Raw genomic sequence first — 13874 nt, forward strand, 5'->3', positions numbered from 1 at the left:
GCTCGTCAGGCTCATAACCTGAAGGCCGCAGGTTCAAATCCTGCCCCCGCAACCACTGATACCAACAAACCCGTCGCCCCTGCGGCGGGTTTTGTCGTTTTACCAGTTTTTCCAATAGCTTGCCGCTCTGTCCAGTTCAGGATCGTGCCCAGTTCGCCATGCAACGTCGCGTAAATCTCGCCCCGTTCCGGCCCCGGTGTGAGCGAAATCTTCTCGATCAGGCCGCGCAATGTCTCCGCCGCTTCCTGCTGCTCTTCCTTGCGATTGAGCGCCTTGGTCAGGGCAGAAACCTTCTTCGCATAGATCGCCGAGGCGCTTGGCAGAATGTCCGGCGTGTCCTCTGGCGCACCAGCCAGCAGGCTGTTCAGTTCGGTCTTGCGTGCCTCCAGCGCGTCCATCTCAGCCTTCATGCTCTCGTGGAACATCCCGGCTTTGATCGCCTCGATGATGCCGAGGATCTGCTTCTCGATCTTCACCAGCTCTGCTTTCCAGGCATCGCCGCTGGAGCGGCGTTCCCGGTTCAGCCGATTGGTCTCCTCCGCATAGGCGCGCATCGCCTCCTCAACGATCTCAGGCGCCATCATGCGGTCCTCCAGGCCGGAGAGCACGCGAGCTTCCAGCTCCTCTCGCGGGATCGTGCGGCTGTTCGAACACGCGCCCTTGCTGATGTGGGTAGAGCAGGCAAACCGATCAGCGCCGCGAAGCGAGTAGGGGCCTCCGCAGCAGCCACAGAACACCAAGCCAGATAGAAGGGACTTCGGCCGACGTGTGCCGTTCAGGCGGTTCTTTTTGTGGTGCTTGCGCACGGCTTCGGTGACGTTGGCAAACTTCTCGGCTATCTCGCCCTGCCGGACACGGACCGAATGCCAGAGTTTGTCATCGACGATGCGCAGCTCCGGGACGTCTTTGATGATCCATTCCGATTCCGGGTTCAGGCGTGAGACGCGCTTTCCGGTCGATGGATCTTTGATGTAGCGAAGCCGGTTCCAGATCAGACGACCGATATAGAGTTCATTATTCACCAGCCCCGTGCCGCGCTTCACATGGCCACGGATCGTGGTGTCGCTCCAGAGCTTGCCAGCCGGACCGGGGACACCTTCCTCGTTCAATGTGCGGGCGATTGTGCGTGGACCCACGCCGGCGGCGAACTCGCGGAAAATGCGCCGGACAACATTCGCCTCGGCTTCGTTGATCTCCCTGTCACCGCGAACGGGATCACCGCGTGCATCGAGCTGCTTGACGACGTTATAGCCAAAGCACAGTCCGCCACCCGATTTGCCGTCCTCGACGCGGCCTCGAATGCCGCGATGGGTTTTGGCAGCGAGGTCTTTCAGGAACAGTGCGTTCATCGTGCCCTTGAGGCCGACATGAAGCTCGCTGATCTCGCCCTCGGACAGTGTGACAATCGGAACACCAGCGAACTTGAGGTGCTTGTAAAAGGTGGCGACATCAGCCTGGTCGCGGCTGATGCGATCCAGTGCCTCTGCCATCACAATGTCAAACTGGCCAGCTTGCGCATCCTGAAGGAGCGACTGGATGCCGGGGCGCAGGATCATGCTCGCGCCGGAAATGCCCGCATCCTTGTAGGTTCCGACGATCTTCCACTGCTCGCGCTTCGCCTGCTCGCGGCAGATGCGCAACTGGTCCTCGATCGACGCCTCGCGCTGATTGTCGGAAGAATATCGGGCATAGAGCGCAACGCGAGTCATATTGGCAGTCCTTTCAAGCTCCGTGTTCGGGGAGGTGTCTTAATTCCGTTCGGGTTCGGAGGCGGCTTCGACTGTCTCGCCCCTGCGCTGCGCCGCTGACAGTAGCGCGTCATATTGGGCGGCTGACATCAGCACAAACTCGCGCCGGCCATGTCGCGTGATCTCTACCGGCTCACGGTGAGACTCGTTCAGATACTGTCCGAACTTGCGCTGGAATTCGAGGGAGGTTGTGGTTGGCATTGCAGACTCCAGGGGAATAGGTCTGCTTATAAAATACGTATTACACGTATAAGTGCAAGGGGATTTGCAGGTCAACGGATCTGACGCTGAGCTTTGCGTTCTGCTGTCAACTTGCGCTCGAACTGCTCGCGGGCAATCTGGCGACCAATCAGGCGAGCAAGCGACACCAAGGCTGCATCTTTACGTCCGGGATCATTCCGGTCCGTTTCCGGTCCGGTCGAGGCAGTAACCTCGATAATGATCCTGTTACGCTTGACCGCCATCGTCTCCAATATCCCATCCCCGGAAAGGGGCTAGGAGAATGGAAGCGCGGAATGACATCCGCATGGAAGGTCTTGAGCAGCCGTGTGCGGTGAATAGGATGCCGTGGCGTAAAAAAGGGATGGGTCGCTTGGTGGCGATGTACTCCACTATCGCTCTGTTAGTCGGTTCTGGGCATTATTTGTGCTAGTTCATCGGTGGGACTAGTCTTGTAAGCATCGCAAAGATGGAAAAGCTGCAGTCCGACCGACTTCCGTAGCGTCGCTAGCGCATCTCTAAACCGCAACCAACTGGGGTTTCCGCTGTCGCAACGTAGCGTCACCAAGTCGATTTCTTCAACTTGAACGAAGAACGTTAGGATCGTTTTCGTCAATGATTGGAGTACCAGATCCAATTCGCCACCTTGGGGTAGCCCCTTTCGTAAATCAAGTAACCTGAATCGCAGACGATCCAGCGATTGGCGAACCCGGTCGGGGAATTCTGCGTCAAACGACTCCCAGAGTGCGCGGTGGTCCTCAAATTCTGAGACTATGTCCTTCGCAAGCTGGGGTGCCTGTTGCCGTGTTTGCAGAAGCACGAGGCTTTGCGCGTAGCCTTTCGTGCGAACCTCCGCGATCAACGCCTCATGGTCATGTTTCCACTGGCGGAGAAGTTCGGGCTTGTGAGGCGAAGAATCCTTATCAACGATGTCACCGCATTCCCTGCAAAGCCACAAACCATTTGAGATGTGCTTGCGCTGTTCCGGAGTTTGGTTCTGATCGTAGCGCGGCCCGTTGCTTGCGGCGGCCCTAATGTGAGCGGCATGACCGGTTCTCAGGCTCTTCTCCTGATCCGAATGTGGCCCCGCAGTCAACTTAAGGCAGTCAGGATTCGAACAGAAGTGCGCAGCTCGTTCTGCAAGTGTTTGTTTGGTTCTGGGTGAGAACTCATCTCGCGCCCCCATAGACTTCTCCTTCGGCCGCTCGGTGGCAGCTAATTTCTTTGGGCTCTCTCCACTGCTCTCCGCAGCGCATCAATGGTGTATCGGGCCAAGTTACCTTGGAGCCGACTATCAACGTTCGTTGTTGTCGTCTTCGTAGTCGGACCAATCGTCAGCAGGAGCATAGTATTCTGCTGCATCGTAGGTCTGCGTCTTCTTGTATCGATCGCTGAGCCCAACGGCTGCGAGTCTGGAGAGGCCGGCAATCTTGAGGCCGCAGGCTACGCATTCAAAATGAGTCGGGAGGTACTCCTGCGTCTCGATGATTTCGTCGTCGTCGAGCTTCTGCGTGGGGGCTGAAACCGGTTCTCCCAGCACAAGTGCGGTCGACGCACATGACGGACAGTGGACTCTATGACCAGTTTGACGGGTGGCCCACACTGACGCCTGCGTTTGCAGCGTCGTACGCTCGTGTTCTGGCTTGGCGTTCCAGACCTTCTTGTGCGCCTCAACGTCCCCTCTCACGGCTTTCGCGCTCTCATCTGCGGCTGCATCGATCAGCTTCTTCGCAACCTCCGCTTCGTCTTCGCCAAGGAATTCATCGAGTGGGATGCTCATTGACGTTAGAAGGATTTGGCAAGTCTGATAGAATCTTGGTTGCCAGGTCGATCCCCTAATTCCCTCGAATGCGAGTTCGCCAGTATGAAGCTCGGCATTGCGCTTACCGGTATGCACGACACCGAAGCTCTCGTGCTCTTTGGTGAACTCCGGCAGTATCCCTGAGAGGCGCTTGAACACCTCGCTGATTGCGATGGATCTCGGCGAGAACCTCTCTTCGAACGGAGTGAAGCCAAGCGCAAAATAGAGGTTCGATCCATTTTTATCGGCTTCTGCAAGCAGCGCGGGGCTTACATTTGCAAGAGCGGCGCGGGCAAGAAATTCTAGAGCGAGGCTCGACCAGAGAGCGTATTCCCACTTATCGCTGTCATATTCATCCATGTTCTGGATGTAGCGCACAGCCTTCGCGTAGAGTGCCTCCGGATCGAAGGTTGCCGGCGTTGCGCCCGGCTTGATTGTCGTCTTCATTTTAGCCCTCCCAAATATACTCTCTCAATAGAACGATTCTCTCGTCCTAGCGGTATCGGCGAACGGGCATGCAGCATGCGCCAGTTGTCGATTATCAGGGTATCCCCCGGACGAATGAGGGCAATCGACAACGAGGCACGTTTCGCAAGCCAATCACGAATCTGGGCGTCGGCGGTGTCGCCAACTTTGCTCGCTGGCCGAAGAAATATTTCATCCCATCGTAGGAGATCGGCGCCATCCGACGTACGTTCGAGCAGGCGAAGAAGCGCAAGGGCTCCATCGCGGGGCCGGCGTGGCTTGAAAATTGCGCGTGCGAGAGTGTCTCGAGAAATGGTGTTGACGAGCGCGCGGCCATCGATCAGCAATGTGGGAACGTCATCATATCCAATTAGGCATCGTAGGAGTAAGTAGCGCGGTGGTCTGCGCCAATGGGCAAGATCGGTATGAAAGGGAAAACGGCCCAGTCCAAAGTTCCCGCTATATGTATTCGGAGCCGATTCTTCGCGAGGAATTAAAGTTTGGACAAGACCGCCTTCCCAAGGCGTGAGCGGATCGCCGAGTTCATTAGCGACTTCGACGATGTCGGCATTAGGACGATGCTGGGAGATTAGGGCGTAGCCGCTTTCGGTAATTTTCTGTCTCAGATCGAACCCCATCATTTCTCAGTCATTCTAGTTGGCTTCTGGGCTATCGGCAGGTCGCCGACTCGATATCGAGCGACGGCATGATGTAGATTGCCCCGAGAACCATGCTGTCGAGGAAATGCGTCTTGCATGAAATCGCGGGGCCTATCGTACGTTCGATCGTGTGAGACAACGGGCTCTGGTTTTGGACGATAGTCTCCGTGTGCTTCTTGAAGTGGGTTTAGAGCTGCTCTCATGCTGCGACCGGATCAGGAGGCAGAGCGACGAGATTGTTCTCACCAAACAGCTCTGTGAGCTTCGCCATCGCTGCGGGACTAACGAGTTGCGTGAACAGCAACGCTAGGCGAACCTGGGGTCTCGAACATGCAACATAGAACAAATTTCGATTGTTCTCGAAGAACTCCTGCTTATCAGCGGGAGGTGCTGCATCCATCCATTCTAGGGTTTGGACAAAGTTGTACTTGTTCCAGCCACGTCCCACGATCACCAAAACATTCTCGAACTCCGCGCCCTTCACGCCGTGCTTTGTGGCAAATGGCGTGTGCCCGTCAATGAAACGATCCAAAGCTATCAACTCCGTATAGCTAACCGCCCGCAGCCCTCTAAGCTGGGTGATCCGGCGCGACTCCCCTTCTACGGGTTCATCTCCTGCCTCAGCGAGCTTCGCTTCGCGTTGTTCCACAGCGGCCGGCAGCCGCATGTGCGGCTGGGCGGCGATGAAATCGATTACTTCACCAATCGTTCCGGTCTGCCGCAACGCGATGAGAGCGTTCATGCCATTGGTCCAGGCGATTTTGTCTTCGTGACGGCGGATGCGTGGCATACTGGACCCGAATGCCTCGAACATTTGCCCATAATGGTTGGCCTCAAATGCCGCGCAAGCGGGTTCAAGCTGGTCCGCAAGAAATTTGATGTGAGGATCTTCCTTCTTCAACCAGGGATCGTTGAACTGGCCATAGATGCTCCGAATGTTTTCGTAGCCCTGTTCCCGAGCAAGAATACTATGACTTAGCATTAGGATTTTGGTTTTCTCTACAGAAAGATCCCAGCCTTCGGCAGCCAGCCGATCCTTCACACACTGAAAGTAAGCACGAGCTGCCTCAGGACTGGTGTCATCTTTCCAGTGGCCTCCTCCTTGTCCGGTTCGCCGCTGCCCTGGCCAGTTGTTTGTATGAAATACACGGGCCTCACCCTGCGCAGCGGGATCGCTAACCATCTGCGGCAAGTCTGGGCGCATACGGTTCAGGACTTGCACAATCGGATCGACCGATCGGAAGTTCGCTTGCTTGTCGATAACCTCAAGTGTCTGGTGCTCCACCAGCCCGCATCCCTCGCCGTAAATCTTCTGCCAATGGTCGCCGAAAAGACCGATCAACGGGCCTTCACCTCTATCAAGAAACCATTCTTTCAACGCATCAACGAATCCGGCATCCGTGTCCTGATATTCGTCGATAAGCAGAATGGGATATCGCGAAGTCAGAACCCGGCGAAACTTGGGGCGGCTTATCGCCTGGATCATCAGTGACAGTACATCTTCATGGCGAAGTGAAACCTGATCGTCCGTAACGCCGGGGTAGCCGAGTTCATAGTGGATACGACGCTGACCGATGCCGCCGGTGTCCGCAAGTCGCTCTTCCCATGTCGGCAACCCGGGAACCAGTTCACGAAGCGTAGGCTGGAAATCTTGGAGGACTGACCAGCAAAAACCGTGAACGGTTTCGGGTCTCACCGCAGGATGCGCGTTCGTTCTGGCAATGATTTCGTCTTTGGCGACGTTGGTGTAGGTGATGCAGCCAATTTGTTGGCGCTGCCGCAGCAACGCGGAGCCTTGCTTTTCAATCAGTCTGCGAAGTGCTTTCTCAAGAGAGTAGGTCTTTCCGGCACCGGCACCCGCCTCTAGGCGAAAGCTGCGTCCTTCATCCAAGCAAGCGAACATGCGTTCCAGAGCAATGCGACCAGCGGCATCTGCTGGGCTTTCTTGTCCCTCAGCCATGTTCGTCTTCCTGGATCGCGTCGATCTCGAGCCCGGCAGCTTCGGCGAGGATTTCGACCGCTACTGCCTCTGGGGGGGCCACAGGAGCAGGATTACCCTGTGCCAACCACCTCAAACCTTCAGCGATGTATCGGGGAACACTCCATTCGGTGTTTGTGATCGCATACTGCAGAGCAAAGGCGGACTTTTTCTGTTCCGCGGCGAGTTCATACGCCGCCGCTGCAACATTTTCCTCTCCAAGCGCAAAAAGGCCAGGGTTCGCGATTATGAACGCATCTTCGAAGCTGCGCCCGCAGGCTCCACCATCCTGTTCGGGAATCTGGTATGCGATGCGCATGCCGTTGGTAATCTTCTCGTTTGGTGTTTTGATGAGCAAGGCAGCCGGGGAAATATCGGCACCGTACAATGCCTTCAGACAACCGTTGCTTGTGAATTGCCCTTGGGCGACAGGTACGGCCTCGCGCTTGTTGTTTGCATTGGGACGAACCGTATCTATGTCCGTAATAATCAATGTGCGGAGTTCGAGGAACGTCAGCAAATCGAAGAAGCGATGAGCATAGGCTCCGCCTACTTCCATGACTGTTAGGTATTGGCTCCCCAGTTGTGGTGCTCCAGGGGCCGCATTGTCCGTTTTTCGAATCATTGTCGGAAGGAGGAGGCGTTCCGACGTTCCCTCGATCAAGACGGCCTTATCTGCAAAGAACAGATCGCAACGTGTGAGGGTCAAATACTGATGTAGAAACTCCCGATCAGGCTCGGGCGCAGCTCCCATACCCCGGCGCAGGTCTTTAATGATGGTTCGCCGAACGCCATCTTCTTCCGCCTTCGATAGGAAATAACGCATGGATTCAAAGCGGGCCTCGTTAGCCATGTGCGGAGAATGCGTCGTAACGACAAACTGGACAGGCCAAGGGAGATTATCATTCAATTGAGCGACGAAAGCATTCGTGATCTGATCGAGTTGCCGAATGAATACCTCCTGCATCTGGGGATGAAGGTGCGCTTCCGGCTCCTCGATAAAGATTAGATGCACGCCAGCCGCCGTCGGTGTCGCCTGATACTCACGAAAGAAGCGCAAGATTTGCAGTAGCATGAAGACGAGATTACGCACGCCGAGACCATTATAGGTTTCTGGAAGTGTTATCCCGTTTTTCCCGACATAGCGGACCTTGGTGTGATCGCTTAGCAATCTCTCGACGTCAAAGCTTGTCTCAGTGATGAGCCCTGGATCAGCCAGCCCGGGGTAGCCGAACAGCTCGAACGTGGGCAGCAGCGATGTGAGCTTTACATTGAAGTCGCTGTGCAGATCGCTTTGAATATCTTCGACAGCGACTTTCAGCTGCTCGGCGGTAGTCCTTTTTTCAGGATCGATCGGATCGTTCAGCGCCGACTGAAAAAGTATTTCTACTACTTTACCAAGAACATCTCGTTCGCGTTTCGTGTCATCGTCCAATCCACGTTGTGCATTGATGAAACCGCCTTGTATTATAGTAGTGAGCATTCTCGTTTCGAGAGGCTTCCTATTCGTGGAGTCGTTAGGGTCAATCGCCTCTAATGCCGAGCTGTAGGCGACAGGAACCCGCGCTCCCAGAGCACGGAAAAGCGCGCTTTTGGCATTCTCCCCATCTTCTTCTGGTGCAGGGAGATCGGCGAAGAGCAATGTAGTTGCGTTGGGTCGAGGGCCAAAAGTCAGGACAAGACGCGCATATGTACAGTCTGGATTTAGGTCGATGATGCAATCGCCCAATGCTCCAAGGTCTTGCATTTCAACGTCGTACAAAACATCAATTATTATACGAATTACCGGAAGGGTATCCAGTACGTCCGATACGTCCGCTCCAGCACTGAACGCCTCAAATGCATTCCAGAATTTCTCGTGACAGCCGAGAGAAAAATCTTCGAGACGGAAGGTGAGAGCCTTTTCTGAGAGGAGTCGGCGGAAAAGCTCTGCAATCGATGTTTTGCCGCTATTGTTTCGTCCCACGATCAGCGTGGTTCTATCTTCGAATCCAATCTCGACGTCCTGCAGCAATCGGAAGTTTTCAATCTTCACATTGTGTAACTTCAACTTTCACGGCCCCAATATAATTCCAACGTCTAGTCGTTAGTTCTGTGATTATACATCATGAAATCTGCGATTCGGATCGGCGCAACGAGTATTTTTGCATGGCTCTAACTGATTCTGAAGCCATGAATTTTCATTGCTTCTCTATTTCTTTCAAATATTGCTCGAACCGCCTACAGGCTCATCACGAAACTAATCTCGTCAGCAGGATATCTACCCTAGGAGGAATGCCGTTTTCCATATAATGGATCATGGCGTCAGTGATGATCTCCCAATCCTTTCTTTGTTGGACCTGAGCCAAATCGACTTGCCAGATTTCCACTCTGCGGTCTGTGGCGGTATAGTGCCATGTCGTTGGTGGCGTGCGCTTCCGTCCAGGATAAAGAAGTATGACGCGGCTTGCGTTATAGACCGCCCCATAGGACGCGAGTTGGTAAAGATCGGCTTGCCTCACATTTGGCGCGGAGCCTGAATGTTCGCCGAGATCCTTCCATTTCGTATCAATGACCAATGGGCCATCAGGGGTGTCAATTACGATGTCGGGGATCAGAGGGTAGGCGCCATTCTGCAGCAGGGTGTACTGTCGGCGCTGAACTGACACCGATCCTGGCGGAAGGACCCGTTGCAGCCAGCGGGCAACGTAGCGTTCAAACAGCAGGTTCATCGGAAAGAGCAACGAAATGCCCGTGCCGTGTCCGGAACTCGTGTTTTGCCACTCTGCTTCCAGCAGCATACGCGCAAGCATATGCGCCTGACGAAAGCGCTCATTCATCCGGTTCCAGACGATACGCTCCCTCAGTGGGGCGGGGCTGCCGGGAATGTCGGCGAAGCGCCCTGTCAAGTTAGCGATTCGACGACGCAGAGGCTCGGAGCGCACAAAGGAGATGATGCGCAACAAGCTGGCCTTAAACAGCCGGTTGAGCGGTGTGTTCTCGGAAAATTCGTCAAACCGGCAATGCAGGCGGGAAGGATCAACCGAACGGCGAGCGATCTGCTGCCGCACATCGAGCGCTCCCCGCAGCTTAGGCAAAACATCCTCCTCTGGCACATAGTCGCGCGTCAGACCGGATTTCGCTTGCTCCGCGAGCCGTGTGACAAACAGGTTGATAAAGGCTTCGAGAAGGTCGCTCTCCTGTGCGGCCATCTGCGCGATCTGCCCCTCTGAAAGCGGGATGTCGAAGGCGACCGCAATCATCCGCACAAGGGTCGCTCGCAATGCACCGTCCTCGTCGGGGAGCTTGGGCAGGATTTCCAAACTTATCCCTGGAACGGAAATAATGCCGCAAACCTGCTTGGTTTCAAGCTTCCGAAAGCCGCGCGCCAGTACGCCGTTCTCTGCCACGCCAAGCCTGCGGGCTGCCGTGATTGCGGCAAGATGCAGTTGCTCGGCTTGTCCTTCGCTGATTCCGTCGGGTCCAATGGGCAGAGAGGACCATTCCGGCAGAGAGTAATGGCTTTTCTGTTTGGGCATTATTCGTGTCCCAGAAGAGCCATGTAAGCTGCTTCAGGGTATGCGCCTTCTTCCCGAAAAACATCGGAATAGCGATACCGATCCTCAGCAAATCCCTCAGCCCCCGTGGGAACCGGAATAAGGGTTCGATTCAGGAAGCCGTCGCCGCCACCCAGAACAATACGAACCCGTTCAATGTCGTCATGGAAATACTCTCGCAGCAGCGGGATGACCTTGAATGCCATTACGCGATCGAGTTCGGCTTTCGTCTTGACGCCCATAAACCAGGCGTGGCCGATCTGGGCATCCTCTCCCAGGAAATAGACAAGGCGCAGATTGAGGTTGTCCAGAATGGCTGCAAGATCGAGCGCACTATCGTCGAGTTCGATGCCTGCGAGTTCTGCGGAATCGGGTGGCAGTTCCTCAAACACGAAACGCCGACGCAGTGCTGTATCCAGCAGCGAAATGGATCTGTCTGCCGTGTTCATCGTGCCAAGGATGTACAGATTTGCCGGAAGGGAGAATGCGGTCTTGGAATAAGGAAGTGTGACGGTGATCGCCGCAGGCGCCCCCCGTCTCTTGTCTGCCTCCAGAAGCGTGATGAGTTCGCCCAGAACCTTCGAGATGTTGGCGCGATTAATCTCGTCAATAATGAGGACGTGGTTGCTGGCCTGCTTCGACGCCCGCTCTGCCATCACTTTCAGGACACCAGCTTCCGGTTCGAGCGTGAAGCCTGCCCCCGATGCCATCGGCTTGGGTCGCAGTCCCTCGACGAAATCTTCGTAGGTATAGCTTTGGTGGAAGGTGACGAAGTCGATGCGCCCGTCCTTGACCAGTTGCTCATAGGACGCGCGCACTGCACCCGGATCGGACGCCACCTGGCCTAGACATATCTCGACGGCGCGTTGTGCGGTGCTGAACGTCTTGCCCGTACCCGGAGGGCCATAGAGGATCGTATTCAGTTCAAAACCGGATGGAGCTGGCACGACGGCTTCTTCATCCAGTTTATCTCTCGAGTGCGCCTTCTTTTCTTTCGGCTTCTGCCAGACAGGCCTGAAGTCACCCTCGTAGAAATCGACGTGTGAACCATGCTTGGCTTCAAGGCTCTTGCGCAAAGTCAGAAGTGCGTCATCGAGCTTGGCTATGCCCATAGCACCGACATCGGCTGCGGTTGCGGCCCCGAAGCCAGCCAGAATATCCCGTTTATGCTGGCCGGCGCTGATGCGCTCGAAGCTGTCAGGAAAAAGCAGGAAGGGCAGGATATGACGCAATTGCCGATTTTCGCCGTTCACCTGTATCTCGAACCAACTTGCAAATGCGCCGCCGTCCCCAAGCAGGCGTCGACGTTCCTCAACAGGCCTGGATTTGAGATCCTGCATTGCGGTAATCAACAGAACGAGCTCGCGCCATTTATTGTTGTTATATCCTTGGCCAGCCCGGCCGACACCGTAAAGAACCTGTTCGGTCAGGGCCGCGACATCTTGCGGCAAATCCTGCCCTGACCAGGACCAAACCTCGCGGACTTTCCGATCCTTGGTCGGGGGAGAGACATCGCGGCGCTGGAAGGCATAAAGTAGCCAGATCAGCTCGGCCATCAGGCAGTGCGCTTCAGCGGTGGCGTCAGACAGTTGGACTTTCAGCTTTTCGAAGAACTTGCCTTCGCCCTCATCGAGGTTCTGCACGTAGGTACGCTGCAACTCTGCAAAGTGTTCAGCGGTCCAGAGTGAGCGTCCAGGTGAAAGCAGGGAACCATCGCCGATCAGGCAATCAGCGCGAAGACGATCCATCGTCTCGTAAAGGGGAGAAAGATCAACATCTGGGTTATAACGGGCCACGAAAATTCCTCGGAAATACTTAGATAATCATTGCGGCATGCAATATTCGTCTTCCGACCGGCGCGAGTCGGTCCAGCTTGCATAAGAAACCAGCAAAGCTCTTTTTGTCCAGTATACAGAGGCATTTGGGGGAAAGCCTTCCCCCTGGTCGGCACTGGCGTTGCCGACGCACCCCCATCAGCAGGGAGACCCCGCAACGCCCCTGAGAGAGAGAGTGCGGACGGATTTTCCGTGACGGGTTGAGGACTGGAAGAGAGGCTTCCGGCGCCCGTCGCGGAGATCATCCCGATGGCCAGACACGATCACAGCCCCGCTGACGGTGGCGCGCGCAGTAACCTTTACGACGACATCACCAACAAGATCATCGCTGAGCTGGAGCAAGGCCGGCTCCCCTGGGTCCAGCCCTGGGGCGCGTCGCCGGATACCGCCCCGCTGGGCCTGCCGAAAAATGCTTCAACCGGCCGGTCCTATTCAGGCATCAATATTCTAATCCTCTGGGGAGCTGTCATCCAGCATGGCTTCCCCGGTCAGGCGTGGCTGACTTTCCGCCAGGCGCTTTCGCTCGGTGGAAATGTCAGGAAGGGCGAGCGCGGCACGACCGTAGTTTATGCTGACCGTTTCACCCCCGAGGACGAAAAGCGCCGTGTCCGCGAAACGGGTGAGGATGCGCATTCCATCCCGTTCCTGAAGCGGTTCACGGTCTTTAACGCCGCGCAATGCGATGGCCTGCCCGATGACATCACGGCAGTCGCGCCGCCACCGCCGCCGGGCCTGATCGAACCTAGGGTCGAGGCGCTGATCCGGGCCACCGGCATCGAGTTCCGTATCGGCGATAACCGCGCCTTCTATATGCCGTCATTCGACTATGTGCAGGTGCCGCCTCCGCAAGCCTATTTCGAGGCGATCAACTGGCACCGGACGGCCCTGCACGAGTTGGGGCACGCCAGCGGCCATCACAGCCGTCTCAACCGCGATCTGACCGGCTCGTTCGGCTCGAAGAAATACGCCTTCGAGGAAATGATTGCGGAACAGACTGCGGCCTTCAGCTGCGCCGCGCTCGGAATCCTGCCGACCGTGCGCCATGCCGATTACATCGGGTCGTGGCTGGAGGTCATGCGCGAGGATTCCCGCGCCATCGTCCGCGCCGCCTCACAGGCCAGCAAGGCGGCGGACTGGCTGCTGTCGCATCTGCCTGCCGAAGACACCGGGGAGCCGGATGCAGCGGCCGAGCCGAGGGCTGCGGCATGTTCCTCCTGACCGGCACACAGCGCGACCGGCTGTTGGCCAATGGCCGCCAGCGCGATCAGGATCACATCCCTGTCGTGAAGTTCTTCAATCCTCTCGGTGAAGGCGTCTGGCTCGCCACCGAACTGGATGAGGATGGCGACATCATGTTCGGTCTGGCCGATCTCGGTTCTCCCGAACTGGGGTCGTGGAGCCTTGGCGAGATGCAGTCAGTCCGGCTGCCCTTCGGCATGGGGATCGAGCGCGATCTGCTGTTCACCGGCGATTTCCCGATCTCGGTCTGGGCACATGCCGCCCGTGAGACCGGCAGCATCGGCGCCGCCGAGCGCCTGCTCTACCGCGTCGGCGCGGCCTTTTCCCGTACATCCGCCGATACAGAAAACCGGAGTGCCTGATTTCCGGGTTTCAGGTTCTGCGGCTGGCGTCG

General features: G+C 56.3%; 12 protein-coding genes. 2 read left to right on the top strand and 10 right to left on the bottom strand.

Annotation, left to right across the window (positions count from 1 at the left end):
* Positions 1-11 precede the first annotated feature (11 nt).
* The 10 genes from QRN55_RS15115 to QRN55_RS15160 all read right to left on the bottom strand — a co-directional run bounded on the left by QRN55_RS15115 (position 12) and on the right by QRN55_RS15160 (position 12202).
* Positions 12-1709: a recombinase family protein gene (locus QRN55_RS15115; RefSeq protein WP_284777330.1), complete on the bottom strand. Its 1698-nt coding sequence runs from the start codon at positions 1707-1709 to the stop codon at positions 12-14.
* Between the two features lie 39 nt (positions 1710-1748).
* On the bottom strand, positions 1749-1949 hold the full coding sequence (locus QRN55_RS15120) for a type II toxin-antitoxin system Phd/YefM family antitoxin (RefSeq protein WP_284777331.1): 201 nt from the start codon (positions 1947-1949) through the stop codon (positions 1749-1751).
* Positions 1950-2020: 71 nt separating this feature from the next.
* Entirely contained in the window at positions 2021-2212 is a 192-nt protein-coding gene (locus tag QRN55_RS15125) for a hypothetical protein (protein ID WP_284777332.1), read from the bottom strand.
* Between the two features lie 158 nt (positions 2213-2370).
* Positions 2371-3153, bottom strand: coding sequence for a DUF6650 family protein (locus QRN55_RS15130; RefSeq protein WP_284777333.1), 783 nt, complete (start codon positions 3151-3153; stop codon positions 2371-2373).
* 108 nt (positions 3154-3261) lie between these two features.
* Positions 3262-4215, bottom strand: coding sequence for a hypothetical protein (locus QRN55_RS15135; protein ID WP_284777334.1), 954 nt, complete (start codon positions 4213-4215; stop codon positions 3262-3264).
* Positions 4212-4874, bottom strand: a complete 663-nt coding sequence (locus QRN55_RS15140; RefSeq protein ID WP_284777335.1) for a Fe(II)-2OG oxygenase family protein — start codon at positions 4872-4874, stop codon at positions 4212-4214. The genes QRN55_RS15135 and QRN55_RS15140 overlap by 4 nt, the downstream gene beginning before the upstream one ends.
* 217 nt (positions 4875-5091) lie before the next feature.
* The gene (locus QRN55_RS15145; RefSeq protein ID WP_284777336.1) at positions 5092-6852 is read right to left on the bottom strand and encodes a UvrD-helicase domain-containing protein; all 1761 of its coding nucleotides are present in this window, start codon (positions 6850-6852) and stop codon (positions 5092-5094) included.
* Positions 6845-8905, bottom strand: a complete 2061-nt coding sequence (locus tag QRN55_RS15150) for an ATP-dependent nuclease (RefSeq protein ID WP_284777337.1) — start codon at positions 8903-8905, stop codon at positions 6845-6847. Before QRN55_RS15150 ends, QRN55_RS15145 begins: the two co-directional genes overlap by 8 nt.
* A gap of 196 nt (positions 8906-9101) precedes the next feature.
* Complete coding sequence (locus QRN55_RS15155; protein ID WP_284777338.1) at positions 9102-10388, bottom strand: McrC family protein; 1287 nt, start codon at positions 10386-10388, stop codon at positions 9102-9104.
* A complete protein-coding gene (locus tag QRN55_RS15160; RefSeq protein WP_284777339.1) occupies positions 10388-12202 on the bottom strand; it encodes an McrB family protein in 1815 nt (604 codons plus the stop codon). Before QRN55_RS15160 ends, QRN55_RS15155 begins: the two co-directional genes overlap by 1 nt.
* A 288-nt stretch (positions 12203-12490) precedes the next feature.
* Between QRN55_RS15160 and QRN55_RS15165 the strand changes: the two genes are divergently transcribed.
* Together QRN55_RS15165 and QRN55_RS15170 are read left to right on the top strand one after the other, a co-directional pair.
* On the top strand, positions 12491-13459 hold the full coding sequence (locus tag QRN55_RS15165) for an ArdC family protein (protein WP_284777340.1): 969 nt from the start codon (positions 12491-12493) through the stop codon (positions 13457-13459).
* Complete coding sequence (locus tag QRN55_RS15170) at positions 13447-13842, top strand: DUF2958 domain-containing protein (RefSeq protein ID WP_284777341.1); 396 nt, start codon at positions 13447-13449, stop codon at positions 13840-13842. Before QRN55_RS15165 ends, QRN55_RS15170 begins: the two co-directional genes overlap by 13 nt.
* Positions 13843-13874: the final 32 nt, after the last annotated feature.

The sequence above is a fragment of the Agrobacterium sp. lyk4-40-TYG-31 genome (genome assembly GCF_030209855.1).
GTDB classification, from domain to species: domain Bacteria; phylum Pseudomonadota; class Alphaproteobacteria; order Rhizobiales; family Rhizobiaceae; genus Agrobacterium; species Agrobacterium vaccinii.

What these genes read in the sequence shown, in the direction of transcription:
- QRN55_RS15135 (WP_284777334.1), bottom strand. Translation starts at nt 4,215, where the DNA reads ATGAAGACGACAATCAAGCCGGGCGCAACGCCGGCAACCTTCGATCCG.
- QRN55_RS15130 (WP_284777333.1), bottom strand. Translation starts at nt 3,153, where the DNA reads ATGGGGGCGCGAGATGAGTTCTCACCCAGAACCAAACAAACACTTGCA.
- QRN55_RS15170 (WP_284777341.1), top strand. Translation starts at nt 13,447, where the DNA reads ATGTTCCTCCTGACCGGCACACAGCGCGACCGGCTGTTGGCCAATGGC.
- QRN55_RS15120 (WP_284777331.1), bottom strand. Translation starts at nt 1,949, where the DNA reads ATGCCAACCACAACCTCCCTCGAATTCCAGCGCAAGTTCGGACAGTAT.
- QRN55_RS15125 (WP_284777332.1), bottom strand. Translation starts at nt 2,212, where the DNA reads ATGGCGGTCAAGCGTAACAGGATCATTATCGAGGTTACTGCCTCGACC.
- QRN55_RS15165 (WP_284777340.1), top strand. Translation starts at nt 12,491, where the DNA reads ATGGCCAGACACGATCACAGCCCCGCTGACGGTGGCGCGCGCAGTAAC.
- QRN55_RS15115 (WP_284777330.1), bottom strand. Translation starts at nt 1,709, where the DNA reads ATGACTCGCGTTGCGCTCTATGCCCGATATTCTTCCGACAATCAGCGC.
- QRN55_RS15155 (WP_284777338.1), bottom strand. Translation starts at nt 10,388, where the DNA reads ATGCCCAAACAGAAAAGCCATTACTCTCTGCCGGAATGGTCCTCTCTG.
- QRN55_RS15140 (WP_284777335.1), bottom strand. Translation starts at nt 4,874, where the DNA reads ATGATGGGGTTCGATCTGAGACAGAAAATTACCGAAAGCGGCTACGCC.
- QRN55_RS15145 (WP_284777336.1), bottom strand. Translation starts at nt 6,852, where the DNA reads ATGGCTGAGGGACAAGAAAGCCCAGCAGATGCCGCTGGTCGCATTGCT.